The following is a 20,673-nucleotide window of genomic DNA, read 5'->3' on the forward strand; positions in this document are numbered from 1 at the left end:
GCCGGCTTGCGGATGGTTCTCCCAGGCACAGGTCGTGATCGTATTCCCCACCGTGGACAAGCTGGGTCTCACGTCGATCTACCGCGCCAAGGGCGGCGTCTACCCTTTCTTCCTGCCCCTCGACCCGGTCGCCGGCTACCCCGTCGTCGCCTACGGCACGGACGACCCCCGGGCACGTTTCGGCGAATGCACTGTCGCGCTGGGAACCAGCGACNGACCGGGAAACCGTTGACGTCTCGATCACTCAATCACCAGCGCACAAAGGCGACAAGGACCCGTGCCAGTCCGCCCGCGACGTGGCGGCACAGGTGCTGGACAACCTGCGCCGCGGCTGATCCGGCCACCGGAACCCGCACAGATAAGCCGCGCACAACCTTGACAGCGAAGGAAACTCCGATGACCGACGACACCAGCCCTGCACAGGATCCCGGCACGGACCCGGTGCGCGCCGCCGCGCAGCGACCCGGCGGCAGCGACGGTTCCCGGCCCCGGTCAACACCGCCCGGGTCAAGCAGAGCCCGTGCGAAGCCCTGACCCCGGCGCAAGCGTCCGGGCTGCTCGGCGGCAACCCCCGCGTCCTGTCGGAGCCGCATGGACGGCTCGCGGGCCAGCCGCGGCGAATGCGACATCGCGGCCGGGACCAGCGACCGCGACACCATGGTCGTCTCGATCACCCGGTCACCCGGGCGCAAAGGCGGCACGGACGCGTGCGAATCCGCCCGCGGCGTCGCCGCGCAGATCCTCGCCGACCTCCGGCACTGACCGGGACGCCCCGCCCGACACCAGGAGATCCGCGCCGCCCATGACTCTCGGCCAGCACCGCAACGACAAAAACACCCGCTCCCGGCCCCGCCAGCGATCCGGCAGGCCGGGCGAGACCCGCGACCCGCGCCGCGCTCGCGCTGACGGCCGTGGCGGCGACGGGAGCGCTCGCGGCCGGGTGCGACCCCGCGCCGGTCCGCGACGGGCTCTGCCACGGCCTGCCCGCCCTGCGCTGCCTGCACAAGCTGCTGCGGTCGCACGGGATCAGGACCGCAGTCCCGAGCCCCGGCGGCGTGCGCGCGCAACGCATCCCGTCGCCGGAGACCGACAACGAACTCCGCACCGCCCTCGCCGCCCTCGAGCCCGGCGCGGCGGACACGGCGTCTCCCGGCCTGCGGACCCGCAGCAGCACGCTGCCTCGCACGAGGACGCGGACGACAACCCCGCGCCCGCGACCGACGCCGAGGACCGCGCGAGGAACGAGAACCGATCGCGCCGGCCGGACGATTCGCGCTCCGGGTCCGCGACACGGGGAAGACGCTCGCAGCGCGAATACCACAGAAGAGAGAACGACTCGCGATGAGCCACGCCGACCCCGAAGACGGTCGCCTGAACCGCATCGAACGAAACAGGAGGATGCTGGAATCCTGGAAGGCCGGCGACTCGCTCACCGAGATCGCCAAGGAACAGGAGCTTTCCTGAGCTGGACCGGGCGCCTGCTGCGACAGGAGGGCGCCGTCCTGCCGGAAATCCGGCAGGGGGTGCGCCGCAAGCTCGACGTCCGGCGGATCGTCCGCGAGTACGAATCCGGCTCCGCTATTCAGCACATCGCGGACGCGTACGACGCGTCGTACGGAACCATCCGCCGCCTGCTGCTGCGGGAAAAAGTCACCATCCGCCCGCACGGCGGACAGAACGCTCGCGACCGGCGCAAGCCCGACGACGTGGAGAGCGACCGCGCTCACGCCCCGCGCAACACCGTCTGAATTCACGGAAGGACCGCTGCGATGACCTATGACGACCTCGTCGGGAGTACGGGCATGCAACTGATCGCAGACATCGTCGACGCCGCCGACACCGGCAACCTGCTCCCGGCCGCCGAGACGGCGGACCTCATGCTCGCCGCCGGTCGAGTTCCGCCCGGTTTCACCCGAGGGACGCTCATCGCCTCGTTCTGGTACAAAGCGCTTCGCGCGCGCAAGCCGGACGACGACGAAGACCTGACGAAATACGCCGACCTCGGACTCCGGCTCCGCCGCGAAGGCTACTGCACCGATCACGACCTGCGCGCCGGAATATGTTCCGCCCTCTTTGCCCTCGGCTGCGAATCCGGGGAACTCGAGGCGCCGCTGCACGACATCATGACCAGCCTGCTGCCCGAGACCGATCACGCAAGGACGCCTGCCTCCGCGATCACGAGGACAAGCACCGGACAGCGTGATGGCACCGGAACTCCGGCCACCCCCGCCGACGACGAGCCGGCCATGATGACGACATCCGGCTCCGCGTCGCTCAACCGGACCCGCTGTGCGCCGACGCCGACAGCACCGGTCCAGCCCGGCCACGAAGAGTCCGCGCGCACGCCAGGAGGACCGGAATGAGCGACTGCGGTGCTACGTTCAGCACCGGCTCGCCGGTGCCGTCACGGGCGGGCGCCGAAGGGTGATCCCCAGCCCGCGAACACGCTGGATCGGTCGCAGGCACGGACCTCGCCAGGACCGCCGTTGGGCCACCGCATGGAGTCCCGAGCAAATCGCTCGCCGGCTCCCGTTCGGCTTCCCGGATGATGACGCCATGCGCATCTCACACGAGGCGATTTACCGGTCGCTCTACATTCAAGGCCGTGGAGTGTTGCGCCGCGAGCTGACGGCGTGTCTGCGCACCGGTCGCGCGCTGCGGGTGCCCCGAGCCCGCAGTCGCGGGCGGGGCAAGAAGTTCGTCACCAAGGAAGTGATGATCAGTCAACGACCCGCCGAGGTCGAGGATCGGGCTGTTCCTGGTCACGGGGAAGGGGATCTGATCATCGGCCTGGACCGTTCCGCGATCGGAACCCTGGTGGAACGCACTGCTCGTTTCACCATGCTGCTGCACCTGCCACCGATGCCCGGGCACGGCGGTCCTCCCGCCAAGAACGGCCCGGCGCTGGCCGGGCACGGCGCAGAAGCCGTAAATGACGCTATCGCCTCAACCATCACCGCCTTGCCCGAACAACTGCGCATATCGTTGACCTGGGACCAGGGGGCGGAAATGGCCCAGCACGCACAACTTCACATCGACACCGGGCTGCAGATCTACTTCGCCGACCCCCACAGCCCCTGGCAGCGCGGCACGAACGAGAACACCAATGGCTTGCTACGCCAGTACTTCCCCAAAGCAACCGACCTATCCCGCTGCAACCGGCGCGACCTCAACGCCGTCGCCGCAACCCTCAACGCCCGACCCCGCAAAACACTCGGCTGGAAAACTCCCGCCGAAGCACTGAACGACCTACTATTCTCACATCAATAAACCGGTGTTGCGACCACCGATTGAATCCGGGCAATACGCCTCCGCCGAGTTCCGTGCCACCTTCGCCGCACACGGCATCCGCCCGTCGATGGGCAGGACCGGGTCCTGCTACGACAACGCCGCCGCCGAATCCTTCTTCGCCACCCTCAAAACCGAGATCGGCGCCCGCTCCTGGACCAACCGACACCAAGCCAGGCAAGCGGTTTTCGCTTACCTCGCCTACTACAACCACCACCGACTGCACTCCACACTCGACTACCGAACACCCCACGAAACCCGCACCAACTACCGTCCACGCAACANCCACGCAGCATAAAACCCGGTGACCGGCTCCCGGGGGAAACCTCACTGATCACGACCGTCCATCTCCTGCCAACGACGTCAGCACGGAAACCGCGGACGTGACGTCGTGTGCACAAGCTGCGCTGCAAGCGAATCCCGCACGGTCGTCCCGTCAGCGGCTGAACGACCCGCTGCCCAACGCCGACGCTGGGCAGGGCAGGGCTGCTGCAAGGGCCGCGGGGCCGGTGTCATTGGGTGTGCAGGCGCAGGCTGATGGCGGTGAGGATGTCGGCAGGTCCGGCGATGCTGATCCGGAGGGCGTCGAGTGTGCCGGACCAGGCGGCGTGGCCGTCGTGTTCGCGGCAGACCCCGGGGCGGTCCTGCCCGTCCACGGGCAGGCTGCGGGCGGCGGTGGTGGCGTAGTGGTGGGCGTCGCGCTGACGCCCGCGCAGCCACTGCTCCTGGCTGCCGTCGTGGGCGGGGTCGAAATGCCAGGTGGCGAAGAGGGCCTCGGCGGCCGCCTCGGCCAGGTCGAGGGGGCGCAGGTCACCGCGTTCGGTGATGACGGTGAGCCGGGAGGCGGGCAGGGTGCAGGTGATCGCTTCGGGTCCGTGGTCACCGCTGCGGATCTGCACCCTGATCTCCGTACCTGGTTCGGTGGCGGCCGGAAGCGCGATCGGGTGCCCGAACGCGGCGGTCGCGGCGGCGACGGTGCCGGGCAGGCCTGCGCCGGGACGGGCGGGGCGGGAATCGGTGTGCCGCATCGGTATCAGTCCTTCGTGCTGGGTTGGCGTGCCGGCGCTCTCGGACCGGGCGGGGCGGGGCCGGGGACACACGCCCCGGGCTCCCGCCCCAAGTGTTGCCGGTCAGACGATGATCGCGCTCTCGGAGGGCCCGGCGCTCACGCAGACGATGAGGCTGATCAGCGTGACCGCGCTTTCGGGGCTGCGGACCTGCGCGCGGGTCGGCCCGCCCCCACCGGTGAAAGTGTAGTCCGCGGCCCAGCTGCTGGCCCCGTGGAACACCTCCCCCCAGGTCTGGTGCGAGACGCCGAAGTCATCCGTGAAATCCACCATCCAATCGAACCCGAGGGTCGGCTCGTCGACTGTCCAGGAGGTCGCCATCCGCCCTTGCTTCCCCCCGATCTCGACGAACGTGATCGTGGCGGACCCGCAATTGCCGGGCAGCGTTTGCCGCGGCGCGGCCTGGCTCCCGGGCGCCGATTTCGCTTCCGTGTTCCAGCGCCGGTAAGCCTCTCGCGAAATCCGCACGACCTGCCCGTTGTCCAAAACGGCACGCGCGGCGCCGGCCTGGTCGAGCCGAGTATCGACGATCCGATGACCGGTCATCGGCACCGTCACCGAAACCTCCCGGGCCTGGGCAGTCCCCGGCACCATCACCGCCGCGGCGGCGGCACAGGCGGCCACCGCGCACGAGACCGCGCTCTTCCACGTCGCCATTCTCATCCTCCCCAAAACAGATGCGGAGAACATTTCCCTCGCCGGGGTGGTTTCGCCAGCCACGGCGCCGCTGTTAACGAGAACGCCGAATATGCACCCGGATGGCACATCACCCTTCCCCTGGGATACGCGCTAATTCCGGTTTCATGACACAATGACGCAGACAATCTCTCTTACCCCATGATTATTTCGCTGCGGAAATCGTGAAAAACGGGTCGAAACTCTCCGGATCGGCCGCCGCCGTCGAGGCAAGCCCCAGTCAGGGCCGGCGGCGCGGAGCCACCCCTTCGAGACGCGAGCCAGCACCGCCAGAGCAGCCGATTCGCCGCTTGCCGCTCATGGCCGTCCCGCCGCTGCACAACGCCGGAGCCGATCCAGGGGATCCGCTCCAGCTCGTCACCGGATCGTCGGGCCGCATCGAGGCTCACCAGGCACGCCGCGACGAAGTGGTCGGCCCCGGTGTTCCTGGCGAGTACGGGAATGACGACCTGGTTGACGTCCAGCGCTTCTTCGCCTGTCGGGTGATCAGCGTGGACCCACAGCTGCGGACTGGGCCGGAACACACCGACCCGACTCGCGGCGGCTACCGCTTGGCGCGTTCCGGCCCGAACAGGTGGCGGCGCTCGACGTCAAACCCGCCGCACTGCGGACCTTTCTCGCCGACAACGTCGACGCGGTGTTGTCCGGAGCCGCCCTGCTCGGCCGACCCGCGCCGTTCGGTGCCGGGTGCGGGTCAGAACGCGGGCTCTCCCTGTCCGTCGTTCTAGTCGGGTCCACGTCGTCGGCAGTCGGGCGGGGCGGATCGGCCGAGTTCGTCCCGCAGCTGCCGCGCAGCGGATGCCGTGACGCTTTCTCGTCCGCAGCCGGTAACGAGGTGCCGCGCCAGCTCCCCAGGTCATGGTCGACATGTTCGCGGACGATGAAGTCCGGCAGGCCCTGCGTCCGGCGGCGCTTGCCACCGAGCGGCAGCAGTCCTGCTGCGGCGGCCAGGGCTGCGACATTCCGACTGTCGAGCGCGAAGACCACGAGGAGTCCGTCCGCACCCGGAAGACCCGCGAAGACCACTGCTGATTGCGAAGCGGCCGCGGGGTTGCCCAGTAGCGAACGTCTGCGGGTCCCCGGCCGCGATTGGTCGGGAACCCGCAGACGTCATCGACGGCGCCATGGCATCGGCCACGATCGGCGTGGCCGCAGTCAGGGGTTGACGATGTTCCAACGCTCGGCGGGGATGTTGTTGCAGCTGGTTGCCCGGACTTGCCCGGACTCCCCGTCCGGGCCGAGCAGACACAGATGGTTGGCCTCGTTGCGCAGCCGGATGCTGCCATCGACGTAGGGTTCGGCGAGCCAGCGTTGCCCGGCGGCATCGACGCCGCGGTCGTCTTCGCATGCGCGCAGCAGCGCATTCACCACCGCGTCGGGTCCAGCGTGTTCGTCGCTGGTGCCCAGGCACCGTCCCTCGCCGTCCAGGCTGACGATACGGACCAGATTGTCACCGGTGCCTGCCCGCTCGACTGTCCAGCCGAAGTCCTTCTTTTCCTGGCCGGTCAGCCAGTAGATCCACCACCACCAGGGCGGTTTCTGCGCGGTGTGGATGCTGGTGCCGGGGACTGCGCCGAGGCGCCTGAGCCGACCGTCGAACCAGGCGGATTGCAGCCGTACGTTCGCGGCGGCCTCCTGCCAACCGGAGTCGACGTGGACCGGGTTGTCCCACCATCGCTGGCTGGTGTCCTGGCTGCAGGGCGCCGCGGTGACAATGCCGCCGGACGCGGCCAGGCAGAGCGTCGGGAAGGCGGCGTTCACCCACATCTGCGGGCCGCCGTCGTCGTGGTTTTCCGCGGGATCGGGGTCAGGTGCATGAATGATCCACTGCGCCTGAAGACTGGCGCAGTCGCCGGTCACGACTCTGGCGGAAGCGTCCCGGCGGGCATTGGACACGACCTCAAGGCAGCCGCCTGTTGCGTCGTTCCGCAGGGATATCAGGGAGTTTTCGTTCACGTTTTGCTGGAATGTCTGGTTACCGCCGTAGGTGGCGGCGGCCAGGGCCACCGTGGTGTTGTTGGCCGCCACCTGCATGACCGTTCCCGAGGGCGTGGCCATCGTGGTATGGAAAGGATGGGCCGGGCGAGCCGGCTGATGTGGCAGCGGATTCTGCCTGAACGCCACTGGCGCGTGATCGGCACTATGCGCCTGCGGTACCGTCGCGGAGAACCCTGTCGGCAGGCCGCTCGCGATCGCGTAGTCCAGCTCGCTCGGCCGGTCGCCGCCGAAGTAGGTCGGCCGGTCCGGGCGGATCAGACGCTCGCCGGAGACCAAGCCCAGCCTGGCGCGCGCCGCATCCTCGCCCGCGCCCAGGATGTTGACGTTAAAGTCGCCCACCAGCACCCAGCGGCGATGATCGGTCGCCGCGACGTTCCGCACTGCCCCCAGAAGTCCCGGCACATCGGCCTGGTTGCGAGCATGGATATTCCAGTACCACGTCTCCCCGAACCGCAGGCCCAGCACGGGACGATCCGAGCGGTGGAACGGGTCGTTGCGGTTGTAAAGCGGGTTGTCCAGCACCCGAACCTCATCGGCCCGCTGGTCGGTGACCATCGCGAGATTGACCCGGCCACCGATCCACCGATCCTGACCTGTCGTGCTGTCGTGTTGAGGATCGGTTTGCAGGAAGTAGACCTGGCGCATGCCGGTAACACTTGCCCAGGTTGTCCTCGTAACAGTGCCGGGCAGCCCATTCTGCGAGCGGGACACCCGAATCCGCTGGAAATTCTGCCGGGTGGGGTTTTCGGGCAAATCCATGGAAGGTCCCGACTCCTGCAACGCCAGCACCGGATTGTTCCGCGCCAGATTCGCGATCGTCGAAGACCAGCTCTCGCCGTTGCTGTTTCCGAGCATGTTGTAACCCATGAACGGGGACTTGCCGTCCTGGGCGACCGCTTGCGCGGCCGGAGGGCCACTAATGGCCACGACTGTCATCACCGCCACCGGCCCGGCCAGTGCCGCGGTCGTGGCGGCAAGCCACCGCCGCAGCCGTCCATGACCGGCGCTTTGACTACGCACTCTCACTCATCTCCCCCTCGCGCCTTCGCCCCGCCACACGGCAGGCATGTGCGGGGCCGCGGATTCCCCCTGTCCGAAAACGAGAGTCGGCCCCGGCTTCACTCTAGGGAAACGCACCCATACCGCCAGCGTGCATCCGAGTGACGCAGACGCCGAGGTGGCTGAAATGTTGGCTTTTGCCGGAAATCTACTGCAGAGTGGCAGATATTAGGGCAATTACGATGCCTTTTTTGCCTGCCGTCAGACTTATTTTAATAGTTTTTAGTTTATCCGCACATTTGCTTCGACAATAATGCGGAAAAGTCGTCCGGCGTGCCATTCGATGGAGGAAAACCCAGCATGGAGAACTCCTCGGTCCGCCCGTGCTCACCAACTGCCGGTCCCGCTCCGGCGCGGTCGCCGGGACCCGCCTGGAGGCCGCGAGGCGCCCGCCGGGAGCGCGTGCCGGACGCGGGCGGGCAAGGTCGCCGCGAAATACCCGTGTTGTGCCTCGACAGGCAGAACGTCGCCCGCCGTGCTCAGAGCCGCCGTCACGCCGACGACGATGTCAACACCTCACCTCGTTGCGGAGCCAAATCCCCCGCAGCCCGGTCATCGCCCGTGCGGAACGCAATGTCGGGACCTCGGCCGCCCGTTGCCGTACCCGCCGGAGGTCCTTCCGGGCGGGGCGAGCTGCCTATCTCTCAAACCGATCAGCCGGACGCTGCGCCTCAGCGCGCGCAGCCAGTGCCGGAATAGCCCGGATTTTCTCTCCGTTCAGGTGTGCCCACACGATCCCCGCGGGACGGCTGCGCGGTTCGCAGCAGATGACCTGTTCCGGGGTCACGATCACGTCGACCCTGAAATCATGCTCGGTTTCGGGAAGCTCGGCATCCACGACTTGAAGATCGTGCACCGTGGTGACGATAGTCGTCCGCGGCCCGATCAGCCCGGCTTCGGTCAGGATCGCGATCTCCAGGTCCGAGTACCCGGCGCCTTTCCCGACGCGCGTGCCTCGCCGATCGACCGCGACGGTGCCGCAGACGACCAGATCTACGGGCTCCATCCGTTCAGGGCCCACAGTCGGCGCAACCGCTGCGGCGTATTTGCTCCGCGCGGCGTCGAGGCCCACTCGCGTCGGGTCGAGCGCATAGAAAGGACTGGGGCTGGCCATCGCGGGCACGGCCATGTAGACGGTCTTTCCTCGCGCAGAGCCGCCTCGCGGACCGGCAGCTGCGCGCGGTCCGGATTCGACTTCACCACCCGTGCTTGCCCCCAAAAGCCCAGCGCAGCCAAACGCTTAGCGGCGGCTTCTGCTCCCACGAACGACGGAATGCGCCCGGCGGTGCTGCGACCCTGCGGGTCGACTGCCGCAGCGTCGAGGGCCGCCCAGACGCTCTCGCGGGCCGCGCGTTTGGCTTCATCGATCGGCATGTATCTACGCACGTCTCCGTTGTACCGCGCGGAGCCGGCTACCTGCCCGCCATCAGGGCGAACAGCCGCTCGCCCGCCGCCGCGACCGACGGGTGCCGACGCCAGGGCCGCAGCTCTCGCCCCGCGCTGAAGGCGAGAGTGATGCCTCCGCCCCCGCGCGTGGCCTCCAACCTGTCGATCGCCTGGTTCAGAGCGTCGACTGCCCCCTCGACCTCGCCCCTGCGCACCCGGGCCAGCACCAGGTTCCCGAAAACGATGGCCTGGGACTTCCCCTGCGACGTCAACGCACCGGCTGCCTCGACCAGGTGCTCTTCCGCCTGATCGAGGCCGAGAAACACGTAACAGGAGCCCGCCATGCGGTCGATCTTCGCCTCCGACAGGTACTCGCTGCCCTCGCCTGCGTGACTCAATCGCAGGCGAGCTTCCTCCAGCGCCGACTCGCACGCGCGTCGCTGGTTGCGGATCGCATTTGCCTCGGCCGCATGCAGGAGCGCAAGCCCACACAGCCCCGCGCTGACCGGCCGGGCCAGCGTCGCCGCGCGCTGCGCCAGGGCCAACCCGGCGTCGGCACACGGCCCGACGCCGTACAGATGCAGATAACTGCTCCGCAGGGTGGCGTGTGCCTCGGCTGCGATGTCGCCGCCTTCGCGCGCAGCGCGGATCGCCTGCTCGAAATAACCCTGCGACGTCGCGGCGTCCCGGCGCTGCGACGCATCCCAGACAAGCTGCCCCATCAACGTCGCAGCGTCCGCTTCGATCGACCACAGCTCTCGACGCCCGTACACGGAGGAGACCGTGTCGCGTGCGACGACAACCTCGCCAAGATGCCTCGTCGTACGGCCCAGCAGATTAGTGGACGGCAATCTGTCGTAGTCCGCTTCGATTGTCAGAGTCTCCGCCCGCAGCCGACCGGCTGGCGATCGATCGGTCAGAACCGCCCCCGTCGACGCTGGGGCGTCGACCGGGGCCTCGCGTCGCTTCGTATGCTGAGCTTGCAGCCGTGTCTCGCTGAGGATCTCGTCAAGCTCACAGACAGCTTCTTCTTGGCAAGGTCCGGACGCTGCCACGCATTCGGAGGCTGTACGCCGCGTTCCCATCGTCCGGCGGTCGTGCGATCAACCCCCAGCCGACGTCTCCTGGCTGATCCCAGCGCGCTCACGCTGGACACGGAAACTGCTCCACGGCCGTGCCGACATCCGAATCATCCCCTCGCGACAGGTTGTCCCACACCCATCCCCCATTTCCCCAGCTCAACGCACCCAACGCCTCATTGGCGCTCCGCTTCGACCGGGCCATGAACGATCTGCCGCCTGGGGCGAGGGCCACACCCGGTGACGGCGTCCCCCGGCGAGCGGCGCTCCTCGGCTGACGTATTCCCGCGCCTGACGAGATTGCCTACGTGGGCGACCACCGTGACAACGACGTCGTGCCCGCGAAGGCGGCGGACCTGCGCACTGCATTGATCCGGCGCGGTCCGTGGGGACATCTCTGGGCTGACGACCCGACAACGCGCCAGCATGCAGACTGGGTCATCAGCTCTCTCGACGAACTGCCGGTGCTTCTTGCCGGATGAGAGCCGTCGGACCTCAGAGGACGTGGGCCCAGTCCGCGAGGGCGAGCGCATTCGCGCTCGGACGTGGATGGCTCTGCACCAGCTTGACCAGAGACCGCCGCACCCCGGGATGTTCCAGTGTGTGCTGCGGTGCAATCTCCCGAGCAAGCTCTACCGATCGGCAGAAGTCCTCGTGAAGCCCGATGTCGAGCTGTGCTCCGGCTAGCTCGATGTAGTAGTGCGATCGTCGTTCAGCCGGGAGGCGGACGGGAGGGGTCCAAGATCCGGCCCGTTCCACAGCAGTGCCGCTCTCCTTCAGCTCGGTCGCGACAGCGAGGTCGTGGATCCGGACCGAGGACGGCCCGAATGCAGTGCCGAAGTACACGCCGTCACGCGCACGCTCGGCTGCCCGCCGTGCTTCGGCGAGGTGGTTCCATGCCGAGTCGGACCTGCCTGCTCGCCCGTTGACGACAGCCGCACGCATGTGGAGCGCGCCATACGCGGCGATACCCGGCACGCCAGTAGGTCCGGCTTCACGCAGAGTGTCGGCTGCCCTGACCAAGGCTCCGGCCGCAGTTTCGAGGTCCCGGGCCGCGAAGAACGTCTCGGTCCGCACATACGCCACAGCAGCGACGAGCAGCGGATCCTCCGCCTTCAGCGCGGTGGCGCGCATCCGGTCGATCATGCGCGCGGAGAGATCCCGGAAGCCGTACTTGTACGCCATGCCGTCCGCTGCGCGGTACGCCAGGGTCAGCAGGCCGTTGGCGTGACGACGGGACTCGCCTGTGCCCTGGGCGGAGGCACAGGCGAGCTCGACGATCAGACCGGGCAGAGTCGGCGTCATGTCCAGGTAGCGAGCTTCCAGACGATGTGCGGTCACTCCGGCACCGGGCCGATCAACCAGACCGACCGACGCGCCTGCAGCCGAGCCGACCTCAGGCACTGCTCCCCCGGCACGCCCGCAGCGCAACCCGATCGAACCGCGGCAGCGCGCCGTCCCCCATCCGCCCTCCACAGGCGCTCCCCGCCCGCACACCGACGACTCCGACGACTGACGACCAGCAACCGGGGAAACTGCGCACGAACACAATGGACATCTCGCCCCATGCTCAACCCGGCCGAAGGCACGATTGCGTCGTCGCCGAACACAGCTACAATTCGTCGCATGAACACGCATCCTGCGCATGGATGCGACAATTCCGGGTTCGAGTCCCCCCTCGGACACGTGGGGGTTCAAGTCCCTATGGGCTTGAACCTGTGTCTCGATGGCGGTGGCTCTGATCCTTGTGAGGATCAGAGCCACCGGCCTTTGCCGTTCCGCAGGGAACCGATCGTCTGACCTGCCAAGTGGAACGAAGTCGGTCACCTCTTGCCGGGCCAATGACGAACCTGATGGGTTAATCGAGCGCCACGACGGCCGCCCGATCCGTGGGTCTCGCCGCGAGCGTCGCGACAGCGCTTGGCCGCAAACCGTCCGGATGGTTGTATGCGGAAAGGCAAGGGAGGCTTTGTCTGTCCAGCTGGCGTTCGGAGGCCCGAGTTGGCCGCGTCACTGCCGTGGGGTCGAACTCCTGAAGCGTTCAGGGAGCGGCTGGGCGGGGCAGATGTGACGTATGGTGCTCAAGTGAACGACCGCGACATCCGGACTGCTTTGCGCGCACACCTCGAGTCGACAAGACTAAGCGGTGCGATCATCCGCGACGAACTCGGGCTGTGCCTGGGAGACACCCGAGTCGATCTCGCGGTCATCGGGCATACTCTCGCCGGGTTCGAGATCAAGAGCGACCGCGACAGGCTTGACCGGCTGCCAGGCCAGATCGATCGATACAGTCGGGTCCTCGACTTTGCCACCCTGGTCTGCGGACCTCGTCACGAAGCCAAAGCATCAGCCATGCTGCCCGCGTGGTGGGGCATCTGGGTAGCCGACGACCGCGACGGCCAGATTACCTTCCAGCCGATACGTGGGGCATCACGCAATCCGTCCCCCGATCCCTACACCGTCGCTCAGTTGCTCTGGCGCGACGAGGCTATGGCCGCTCTGCGCCTGCGCGGCCTCCATCGAGGGCTTTCTTCGGCGACTCGCTTTCGGCTCTGGGAGCGCATGGCGGACACGATGTCGATCGATGAAATTCAGCGAACCGTGCACGCTGCAATCATGGCGCGCCCAGGCTGGCAAGCCTGCTCGTGACGTATTCGAGGTGATGACTCGTCCCGTACGCCCGCCATTTTTTGGGATTGCCCGGGCCTATCTCGTCGGCGACGACCTTGGCGATGCACTTATCTCCCCAGCTCAGGCCTGCGCCCCCGAAATCCGGTAGCTGAGACATGATCCGGCAGATCTCGCGATACTGCTCGTTTCCTCGCGGGTCGTTTTTCCTGCCACGCAAAACCATCCAGTGGCCATCTACCGCGTAGCGGATATTCGGCGGAGGATTGGCCCGAACTGGGCGAGTGTGCGGCGGGTAGGCCACGCCGTAGTCGCCAAAAACCGGCTGCTGACGAAAGAAATTCTTCCGCGATGCCAAACCTGCCCACAGGTCGGCTTCCCGCCTGGGCAACGACGTCAGCGACCACGAATCCACCTTCGACAGGTTCTCAGGAAAAGCTCCGCCGGCGACCACGACAGAACGCCACCGCTCCAGCCGCGGAAGCCGCTCTAGATGTTCGATGGCTCGTTCAGTTGCGCGTGAGACGGTCTGGTCGTCGCTCAGCGTGCCGAAGTCAAGGACCAAGTCCGCGTCATCGGGCTCGATGCGCAGGTCAGCGAGCAGGTCCGCCGCCCATATGGCGAGGTCTTGGGGGTCCTCGCGAAGGTCCGCCGCGTCGACGCGCAAGCAGCAGCCACGTCTGTCCACAGCCAATGCCCGACCTAGCAACTCCACAACTGATGCTTCGTCACCGAAATGCACGACAGGAACGACCTTGGCCTGGTAGTGCCGAGCCTCGCTGAGCACCTCTTCCCACAACGCTGGCTGACCGGCGGTGCCAAGATGACAGAGATCGATGACCACCATCTCGCTAAGCGGCCAAACGGTCCTGATCTCACGGACGAACCAGGACACGTCAAGTTCTGTAGCGCTGGACTTTGGCACCGCTTCGATCAGCGGCGTGACTGAGCTCGCCGTACTGCGGGCCATATGGGCAAGTGCCTCGAACTCACCGCCCTTGCCCTTCAGAATGGGCATATACAGTGCCCCCATTGCACCCCCTACTACCCGTTGTTTAAAGTCGAGTACACCGAGTGTGCAATGTCAAGCCGCCGATCGTGGGGCGATGGAACTCGGCTCACACGGCGCTCCCGCCATTCATAGGGCTGAACGAGCTGGGCACGGGTTCCGCAGAACCGCTCGCTCGCCGAAGATCTCGACGACGTCCGGGAACGCGCGCCTCTCGGCCTCAATCCGGCGAACCGGCGCTCTTGCGTGACGAACCTTGGGCACCTTGACTACTGATCGGAAGCTGGCCGAGATCGCTCTTCGGACCTTGCAGCCAGCCCGCGCATCCAGGTGCCCACAAGCAAGCGCCGGACAGCGTAGCCAAAGTCTCGAAGCCCGAGCATGTGAGTAGCGAGCAAGATCGTCTTCGGTCACGACATCGCCCCAGTTCAGCACTCTGAGGACTCGCGCTGAGGCACTTCCGCGACATGGTTCATCCGAACGTGCAGCGCAAAGCCGGCGGCGGCACGCCCGATAAGGACGCTGTGGACGAGTAGTGGCCGGTGTTCAGCGGAACGGACAACGACGTCAGCCGGACCCGGCCTGGAGACACTGCGCGGTGAAGTGCCTCGGATCCGGCCGGTCCGTGGGCACTCCGACAGCGCTGACCAGACTCGCGACAGGCGCGGCCGAGCGTACGGACGAACCGGTTGCGACATCACTCGGCCCGGCCGTCACGCAGGCGAACCCGTGCACCCTGCCCTGGCCAATGCCCCAGATGTACACGAGTGGCCGGGTAGCTCAGCGCCACGACGCCGGCGCAACCAGTTCAGGAACGCCGAGCCCACCTTGGCTTGAGAAACCGGACAATACCGGGCGTTACGGGCTGACTACGGAAAAGCATCACGGCTGACCCTTCGCTGGTTTAGCCTGGCCCGGGGAGAAGGTGCGGACCTTCCGAGGGAGAGGCCAGTGGATCAGCTGACGGTGGACTTCGCTGTGCTCCGCGATCTCGCCGATTCGATCGCCAGGCACATCGACGTGACGACCGAGGACCTTGACAGCGTCGAAGAACTCGTGCGCGACCTCGGGCGGAGCTGGCACGGCGAAGCGCACGACCGCTTCCACGACGCCATCGACGAATGGTCCCGCTCCGCCCGGGAACTTCGCGACCAGCTGCACTGGGTACGAGAGGTCGTCCTGAACACCCACGACAACCACGCGCGGGCAGTGCACGCCAATGTCTCGATCTGGCGGGCGTCCTGATGCCGCCTGCGGTAGCCGCAGCTCAAGCCTCGCCGTCGACGCCGGTCAAAATCGTGCCCTCCGACTTCCACTCCGTGGCACAGCACTTCGTCGACGCCCAAGGCGGCCTGGAACAGATCCGGCAGAACTTCCTCAACGCTCTCGACGCCGCGTCCGGTGCCGCAGGGGCGTGCGACGGCGCCCACCAGTACCAGAACGGCTGGGCCGCCGCGATGGACTCGATCGTCAACGACGGCTTCCGCACCGCCTTCGACCTGCTCGGCTCGATCGGCAAGGGCATCGATGTCTCCGTCCTCAACCACCTCGGCGCAGATCAGTCAAGCGTGCCCGGCAACCCGGGCGGCCCGCCGCGTGCACCGCTGACCCCACAACAGTGGCCGGGAAACACCGACTTCGCGGTGCTCGCTGGCGATTCGCCCTGGTGGATGCCCGGGTTTCTGGAAAAATACATCCCTACCGCGGACACCGGCCGGCTCGACGACGCGGCGACCGCGTGCCGCAACGCGGGCGGTGCAGTCCAGGATCTCGTCAACGGCCTCCACGCCCAACTGCAAAGCCTGGTCGGCAACAACAGCTCAGACGACCTGACCGCGCTCGAGCAATTCTGGCAGCGCGCCGCAGGACCGCAGTCGGTCCTCGCCGAACTGCCGGCGGTGCTGGGAAAGCTGGGCGAAAGCCTGGTCGACTTCCGCGTCTGGAACGTGGACACCCAGCAGAAGATCAAGGACAAGATCAAAGAAGTCGTCGACGACATGGCCGTCGTCGGTGTCATCCTCGTCATCGGCAGCATCGCCACCGACGGTGCCCTCGACGTCCTCATCGCCGCGGTCATCGAAGGCCTGGAATTGTTCGGCGTCGACGCCGCGGGCGCACTCGTCGCCCCAGTCGCCGAGGTCGTCACCGCAGCCGAAGCCATCCTGATCACCGCGGGCGGCGCGATCGCCATCACCCAAGGCGTCGTGCCCGCCATGCAGACAGCGATGAGCAGCACCCCGAACCCGAACATAGAAGGCGCCGACGCGGCGAAAATCAGCGACGAACTCGCCGCGCACGAAGTCCCTGAACCGAACTATCCGAAAGGCCAGCTGCAGAGCCACTTCAAACACGCGAAGGACTTCGGCGTCGACCAGAACTGGAGCAACGCCGGCGCCAAAGCGTATGAGGATGCGCTGCGAAAGTTCGCGGAGGACCCCGCGAACTCGATCAAGACGGCGGACGTCGGCCGCTACCGCGGGGAACCCGCGATCCTGATCTACAACGAGAACACCCGCGTCTGCGAGGTGCTGAGACCTGATGGAACATACTGGACAGGTTGGAAACTGAACGTCCAGCAGCTTCGCAACGTGGTCGAACGAGGATCCCTGGGTGGAGGGTGAGATGAGCGCTTCCGAAGAGAACAAGCGCGACGCGGCCGACTACGGCGAGCTGATCGGACGATTCGTCGACCGCACGATCGACGCTGGCCAGTTCGAGCAGCAATACCTCGACCTGATGAAGAACGACGAGGCTCTGCACCCCGACGACGTGTTTGCCGTCCTTGACGGACTGTTCTCCGAGGTCGACGAGTACTTCGTATCGCCGGAAGCTTCACCGGCAGAGCGCCGCGACCTGGACGAGGCCCTGCGCCGACACGCCGTCGCCGCACTGGCACGCCTGCAGCAGCTCGGCGCGCTCGGATAATCAATGCGCACTACTGCCCGTGGAGTCAGCTTCCGCGGACGGTAGGCCAGGGCCAAACCGACGGGCTGGCTTCTGCGGACAAGCTACGTCGTTCAAAGGGTCAGGTGCAGGCGTGTGGATAAACGTGCAACTCGCCCCTCGGACACAATTTTGTCGCATACGTGCTACAAACAACGTACCGGTGCCGGAAGGCGCCTGAACACCCCGGACCGGCCTTCAGCCGGTCGCCGCTTCGGCGGTGGTGGGCATGCCCGGCACCGTGATCGCTCCGGTGGCGATCCCCTCCACATCGGCACGCGACAGGCGTTCTCCGCTTGCGGCAGCCAGCAAGCGTTGCCCGATATCCCTGCCCCGCGCACCAGCACCGTCGCGTACGGGCTGTCGGCCCTCGACTGCCACGGCCGGATCGCCGACCGCACGGTGTTCTCCGCTCTGGGCTGGGAACCCGAGACACGACTGGTCGTCAACGTCACTCACGCAACCGTGGTGATCGTCGCCGACCCCAACGGCACACTCGCCATGACCGGCCACGGCGACCTGCGCCTGCCCGCACCCGTAAGACACCGCTGCGGCCTGGCCACCGGCGACCGCGTTCTGCTCTCCGCCCACCCCGACCGCGGCGTGCTTCTCGCACACCCACCGGCACAGCTCGACCGGCTGCTCGCCGACGCCCACTCGACACTGCTGGACGGTGATCCCGCATGACCTCCCAACACCACGGCACCGAACCGGCCCGGAACGCCGACCTCGACGCGGCCCGGCTCCTGCTCGACCGGATGGGCCTCACCCCGCAAGACCTCCTCGACACACCAGCCGCGAAACCACTGCTGCCGACCTTCGCCCACTACATCCCCGTCGTAGACGCGGCGGTCGCCGTCGGCACCCGCCGCGTCTACGGCTCCTACTGGAACCGGATCCTCGACCGCTGGGGCGACCGCCGCCTCGACGAACCCACCCCGACCGACACCAAACACTTCCTCGAAGACGCCAAGACCAACGTCGTCGCCCGCCGCAACGCCCGCGGCGGACGCAGCGCAGGCGAACACCTCATCGCCGCGCTGCGCTGCCTCTACAAACACGCCGAAGACGACGGACTCATCACCACCACCGACAACCCCGCCCGCAAAGTCCCCAAACCCGCCCGACTCCCCTCCACCCGCCGCGCCGTCGCCAACGACCAACTCGCCCAGATCGAAGCGCACGTCGTGGAACCGGACGTCACCGGTGAAAGTCGCATCGATGAACTGAGCGCGGCCGACGAAGGTGGCACCGTCGAACCGGGCAAGGCCGCCAAAGGTGACACCGTCAAAATACGCGTAGAGGTCGCGAAAGGCAGCTCGGGGGAAAGCGACATCGCCTGCGAAGATCGCGCCGCTGAAGCGGGCGCAGGTGAACGTCGCGCGCTCGAAGAGGGCATCGCCGAGGAAGGTCGCACCGCCGAACTCGGCACCGCGGCCGAAGACCGCGTCGTTGAATACTGCGCCGTCTTGGAACGTCGCATCATCGAACCGGGCGAGACCGACGCCAGTCGTGTGGAAAAACGACGCAGGCCCGGCGAAGGTCGCGCCGCTGAAGCTGGCGTTGCGGACCAGGCCGACAGTCAACCCGAAGTCGATCAGGTGGGCGTTGGCGAGGTCGAGGTCCGCCCAGTACGTCCAGCGGTTCCAGTCATCGAAGTGGCTGGTGAGGATGTGCTGGGCCGCGAGCCGGACTTCCCGTTCCTGCACCCGCTCCTGGTGTTCTTTGACCTGAGCGTCGTCGGCCCCGGCCGGAGGTCGGGCGACCGGTGGTGTGAAGGGCATCCGCAGGTAGGCGCAGATGATGTTGACGATGCCTTGCCGCTGGCCGGGTTGTCATGGGCCAGACGCTCCAAGGCGTACAGCCCGGCCAGCCGGACCGGGGCTTCGGCGGAGCCGAGCTGCTCGGCTGCCTTGGCGTAGAGCTCGGTGACGTTCTTCTCCGTCGCGTCGCGCTCGTTGTGCTGCTGGCGGCGGACCGCCAGCAGCAGCGCGAAGATGCCCGTGGTGCCCGCGCCGATCCCGACCCCGGTCTTGATCGCCTCGACCCTCGCCGACGCTTTCGTGTCCGCGTTGGGCGCATGGTCGGCCTCGCCGAGCAGCCACTTGGTCGCCAGCCACCCCACTGCAGCCGCCGCGGCCGCGGCGGCGACCACGACCCACCAGCTCATCCCCGACGCCCGCGCCCGCGGCGCCCGCTCTCCCCTCCGGCGCGCAACCGCGACGAAGATCCCCGCTGCGGCTGCGGCGAAAAGGGCCAGCGGCACGGCCAAGGGGCGCGCCCACCGGCCCAGCGCGAGCCAGTCCACCCACCCGAACAGCACCGCCATCCCGGCCAGCAGCGCCACCCGCTCAGCACCAGCGCGCCGCGCGCCGGAGCCCACCCTTCCCACAACAGCCGGGGAACAAATATTTTTCGTCTCATCACCGATAGTGAATCGCCTGGTCGCGGGGCCGACGTCGTCGGCCCCGCGACCAGGCCCGGTTGCTTGTAACGACGAGGCCGCCGCTATCCGCCTAACTCCGCCGGAACAGGAGAGCGGACTCGCGCCCGTGTCCGGATCAGCACAACGAACGCACAGCACCGGCAAGACGAAATCGGCCGCGGCGCGCCTGCGGTGATCTTCAGGATCAGGGCATCGGCATGGCGCAGGCGTGGGAAGCAGCATGGACGCCGTGCCGGACGCTGATCCCGACGGCATGACCGCGAGGCTTGTCGCCGCCGCGGACATGCTGCGCAATCGCCGAACCGAGATCGCCGGCCTGGAGGAACTCGCCTGTGTCTGGCGAGCTGACGCCCGATACCGCGAACTCGCAGTGCCGCTGCTGAGATTGTTCCTCGACGACGACCACCCCGAACCGGCCATGGCGACGGCACGACGACTGCGCGACGAAGCGCGACGACTGCCCGGCGAACCCGCCGGGCACGCCCGAGCGTCCGAGCGTGACAGGTCATCGCCGCCGTGAGGAACTCGCGCTGGCGGCGGCCACGCGGCCGTGGACCGTGCTGCGCAGCAGATCAGGACCCACAGGCATGAACTCGTCGCGCGTCGGCGCGTTCGCCATCGCGCCGCAGGACTCCGAACCAGGCTCGCGGCACCGCCAACCTCACGGCGAGGGTTTTCAGTCGCGGCCCGTCCAAACAGACGATCGAGCCAACCCAGGATTTCTGGCGAACAAGTACGTGATCGTCACCGACGCGGACGGCTGGACGATTCCTCACCGCCGTCTGCGGCAACAGGAACATGCGAGTGGCCACCAGACCGGCGCCGGAAGAAACGCCCCGTTCACCTGCTGGGTGTTAGTCGTCCTGCAGTGTCCGTGCTATGCCCCAGGATCGGCAGGACGCGCGCCTCGGGAACAGATCGGGTCACGCTGACCCGGGCGGGGACGCGGGTCCGACCGAACCGGCCTCGGCCATGTTGCGGAGCGTGTCAGCGGTGATGATCGTCGCGGCGCGCACGATGCCGCCGTTGCGGTAGGTCACTCTCCATCCGAGTGGATCGCGTAGACCACCGACG

At 67.3% G+C, this 20,673-nt stretch carries 19 protein-coding genes and 3 pseudogenes; 14 read left to right on the forward strand and 8 right to left on the reverse strand.

What is annotated here, in order from left to right:
* The first annotated feature begins 591 nt into the window (after positions 1-591).
* From A4R44_RS48680 to A4R44_RS42410, 6 genes and pseudogenes are all read left to right on the forward strand, one after another.
* Positions 592-762, forward strand: coding sequence for a DUF3558 domain-containing protein (locus tag A4R44_RS48680; RefSeq protein WP_157905145.1), 171 nt, complete (start codon positions 592-594; stop codon positions 760-762).
* 579 nt (positions 763-1,341) lie between these two features.
* Positions 1,342-1,464, forward strand: a complete 123-nt coding sequence (locus tag A4R44_RS51995; protein ID WP_255366230.1) for a hypothetical protein — start codon at positions 1,342-1,344, stop codon at positions 1,462-1,464.
* A 59-nt stretch (positions 1,465-1,523) separates the two neighbouring features.
* Positions 1,524-1,748, forward strand: a complete 225-nt coding sequence (locus A4R44_RS51575; RefSeq protein ID WP_232792035.1) for a hypothetical protein — start codon at positions 1,524-1,526, stop codon at positions 1,746-1,748.
* A gap of 21 nt (positions 1,749-1,769) precedes the next feature.
* Positions 1,770-2,363, forward strand: coding sequence for a hypothetical protein (locus tag A4R44_RS42400; protein WP_067594544.1), 594 nt, complete (start codon positions 1,770-1,772; stop codon positions 2,361-2,363).
* Positions 2,305-3,270 (forward strand): annotated as a pseudogene (locus tag A4R44_RS42405) (IS30 family transposase); the annotation flags it as partial. The gene A4R44_RS42400 and the pseudogene A4R44_RS42405, both read left to right, overlap by 59 nt.
* 7 nt (positions 3,271-3,277) lie before the next feature.
* Positions 3,278-3,586, forward strand: coding sequence for an integrase core domain-containing protein (locus tag A4R44_RS42410; RefSeq protein ID WP_157905146.1), 309 nt, complete (start codon positions 3,278-3,280; stop codon positions 3,584-3,586).
* 214 nt (positions 3,587-3,800) lie between these two features.
* Here the strand turns inward: A4R44_RS42410 and A4R44_RS42415 are convergent, their stop codons facing one another.
* Both A4R44_RS42415 and A4R44_RS42420 read right to left on the reverse strand, forming a co-directional pair.
* Positions 3,801-4,316: a hypothetical protein gene (locus A4R44_RS42415; RefSeq protein WP_067594549.1), complete on the reverse strand. Its 516-nt coding sequence runs from the start codon at positions 4,314-4,316 to the stop codon at positions 3,801-3,803.
* 102 nt (positions 4,317-4,418) lie between these two features.
* The gene (locus A4R44_RS42420; protein WP_067594552.1) at positions 4,419-5,012 is read right to left on the reverse strand and encodes a hypothetical protein; all 594 of its coding nucleotides are present in this window, start codon (positions 5,010-5,012) and stop codon (positions 4,419-4,421) included.
* Between the two features lie 906 nt (positions 5,013-5,918).
* Between A4R44_RS42420 and A4R44_RS48685 the strand changes: the two genes are divergently transcribed.
* Positions 5,919-6,083, forward strand: coding sequence for a hypothetical protein (locus A4R44_RS48685; protein ID WP_157905147.1), 165 nt, complete (start codon positions 5,919-5,921; stop codon positions 6,081-6,083).
* A 123-nt stretch (positions 6,084-6,206) separates the two neighbouring features.
* Here the strand turns inward: A4R44_RS48685 and A4R44_RS42430 are convergent, their stop codons facing one another.
* From A4R44_RS42430 to A4R44_RS42440, 3 genes are all read right to left on the reverse strand, one after another.
* A complete protein-coding gene (locus tag A4R44_RS42430; RefSeq protein WP_198545659.1) occupies positions 6,207-7,985 on the reverse strand; it encodes a hypothetical protein in 1,779 nt (592 codons plus the stop codon).
* A gap of 760 nt (positions 7,986-8,745) precedes the next feature.
* On the reverse strand, positions 8,746-9,237 hold the full coding sequence (locus A4R44_RS42435; protein ID WP_232792036.1) for a 5-formyltetrahydrofolate cyclo-ligase: 492 nt from the start codon (positions 9,235-9,237) through the stop codon (positions 8,746-8,748).
* Between the two features lie 283 nt (positions 9,238-9,520).
* Positions 9,521-10,267 (reverse strand): transcriptional regulator, encoded by a 747-nt coding sequence (locus tag A4R44_RS42440; RefSeq protein ID WP_095213972.1) that lies wholly within the window; start codon positions 10,265-10,267, stop codon positions 9,521-9,523.
* A gap of 596 nt (positions 10,268-10,863) precedes the next feature.
* Here A4R44_RS42440 and A4R44_RS47090 point away from each other — a divergent pair.
* Positions 10,864-11,055: pseudogene (locus A4R44_RS47090) on the forward strand (HAD hydrolase-like protein); the annotation flags it as partial.
* Between the two features lie 13 nt (positions 11,056-11,068).
* Here A4R44_RS47090 and A4R44_RS42445 read toward each other — a convergent pair.
* Positions 11,069-11,914: a transcriptional regulator gene (locus tag A4R44_RS42445; RefSeq protein WP_157905148.1), complete on the reverse strand. Its 846-nt coding sequence runs from the start codon at positions 11,912-11,914 to the stop codon at positions 11,069-11,071.
* Positions 11,915-12,658: 744 nt separating this feature from the next.
* On the opposite strand from A4R44_RS42445, the gene A4R44_RS42450 reads away from it, so the two are divergent.
* Entirely contained in the window at positions 12,659-13,222 is a 564-nt protein-coding gene (locus tag A4R44_RS42450; RefSeq protein WP_067594564.1) for a sce7726 family protein, read from the forward strand.
* Here A4R44_RS42450 and A4R44_RS42455 read toward each other — a convergent pair.
* Positions 13,188-14,219 (reverse strand): beta family protein, encoded by a 1,032-nt coding sequence (locus A4R44_RS42455; protein ID WP_157905149.1) that lies wholly within the window; start codon positions 14,217-14,219, stop codon positions 13,188-13,190. The two genes, A4R44_RS42450 and A4R44_RS42455, sit on opposite strands and share 35 nt — an antisense overlap.
* A 942-nt stretch (positions 14,220-15,161) precedes the next feature.
* On the opposite strand from A4R44_RS42455, the gene A4R44_RS42460 reads away from it, so the two are divergent.
* From A4R44_RS42460 to A4R44_RS42475, 4 genes are all read left to right on the forward strand, one after another.
* Positions 15,162-15,455 (forward strand): WXG100 family type VII secretion target, encoded by a 294-nt coding sequence (locus A4R44_RS42460; protein ID WP_067594570.1) that lies wholly within the window; start codon positions 15,162-15,164, stop codon positions 15,453-15,455.
* The gene (locus tag A4R44_RS42465) at positions 15,455-16,831 is read left to right on the forward strand and encodes a colicin D domain-containing protein (protein WP_067594573.1); all 1,377 of its coding nucleotides are present in this window, start codon (positions 15,455-15,457) and stop codon (positions 16,829-16,831) included. Before A4R44_RS42460 ends, A4R44_RS42465 begins: the two co-directional genes overlap by 1 nt.
* 1 nt (position 16,832) lies before the next feature.
* Positions 16,833-17,135, forward strand: coding sequence for a colicin immunity domain-containing protein (locus A4R44_RS42470; RefSeq protein ID WP_067594576.1), 303 nt, complete (start codon positions 16,833-16,835; stop codon positions 17,133-17,135).
* A 333-nt stretch (positions 17,136-17,468) separates the two neighbouring features.
* Positions 17,469-17,840, forward strand: a complete 372-nt coding sequence (locus A4R44_RS42475; protein ID WP_232792037.1) for an AbrB/MazE/SpoVT family DNA-binding domain-containing protein — start codon at positions 17,469-17,471, stop codon at positions 17,838-17,840.
* A gap of 551 nt (positions 17,841-18,391) precedes the next feature.
* On the opposite strand, the pseudogene A4R44_RS52910 reads toward A4R44_RS42475, so the two are convergent.
* Positions 18,392-18,937, reverse strand: a pseudogene (locus tag A4R44_RS52910) (pentapeptide repeat-containing protein); the annotation flags it as partial.
* Positions 18,938-19,819: 882 nt separating this feature from the next.
* Here A4R44_RS52910 and A4R44_RS42485 point away from each other — a divergent pair.
* Positions 19,820-20,119 carry a hypothetical protein gene (locus A4R44_RS42485; RefSeq protein ID WP_157905150.1) on the forward strand — a complete coding sequence of 100 codons (300 nt, stop codon included), beginning with the start codon at positions 19,820-19,822 and terminating at the stop codon, positions 20,117-20,119.
* Positions 20,120-20,673: the final 554 nt, after the last annotated feature.

Source organism: Amycolatopsis sp. M39, assembly GCF_001651785.1.
Taxonomy (GTDB): Bacteria; Actinomycetota; Actinomycetes; order Mycobacteriales; family Pseudonocardiaceae; genus Amycolatopsis; species Amycolatopsis rubida.

Coding starts and splice junctions, on each gene's coding strand:
- A4R44_RS48680 (WP_157905145.1), top strand. CDS start 592: ATGGACGGCTCGCGGGCCAGCCGCGGCGAATGCGACATCGCGGCCGGG.
- A4R44_RS51995 (WP_255366230.1), top strand. CDS start 1,342: ATGAGCCACGCCGACCCCGAAGACGGTCGCCTGAACCGCATCGAACGA.
- A4R44_RS42400 (WP_067594544.1), top strand. CDS start 1,770: ATGACCTATGACGACCTCGTCGGGAGTACGGGCATGCAACTGATCGCA.
- A4R44_RS42415 (WP_067594549.1), bottom strand. CDS start 4,316: ATGCGGCACACCGATTCCCGCCCCGCCCGTCCCGGCGCAGGCCTGCCC.
- A4R44_RS42420 (WP_067594552.1), bottom strand. CDS start 5,012: ATGGCGACGTGGAAGAGCGCGGTCTCGTGCGCGGTGGCCGCCTGTGCC.
- A4R44_RS48685 (WP_157905147.1), top strand. CDS start 5,919: ATGTTCGCGGACGATGAAGTCCGGCAGGCCCTGCGTCCGGCGGCGCTT.
- A4R44_RS42430 (WP_198545659.1), bottom strand. CDS start 7,985: ATGACAGTCGTGGCCATTAGTGGCCCTCCGGCCGCGCAAGCGGTCGCC.
- A4R44_RS42435 (WP_232792036.1), bottom strand. CDS start 9,237: ATGGCCGTGCCCGCGATGGCCAGCCCCAGTCCTTTCTATGCGCTCGAC.
- A4R44_RS42455 (WP_157905149.1), bottom strand. CDS start 14,219: ATGCCCATTCTGAAGGGCAAGGGCGGTGAGTTCGAGGCACTTGCCCAT.
- A4R44_RS42465 (WP_067594573.1), top strand. CDS start 15,455: ATGCCGCCTGCGGTAGCCGCAGCTCAAGCCTCGCCGTCGACGCCGGTC.
- A4R44_RS42470 (WP_067594576.1), top strand. CDS start 16,833: ATGAGCGCTTCCGAAGAGAACAAGCGCGACGCGGCCGACTACGGCGAG.
- A4R44_RS42485 (WP_157905150.1), top strand. CDS start 19,820: ATGGACGCCGTGCCGGACGCTGATCCCGACGGCATGACCGCGAGGCTT.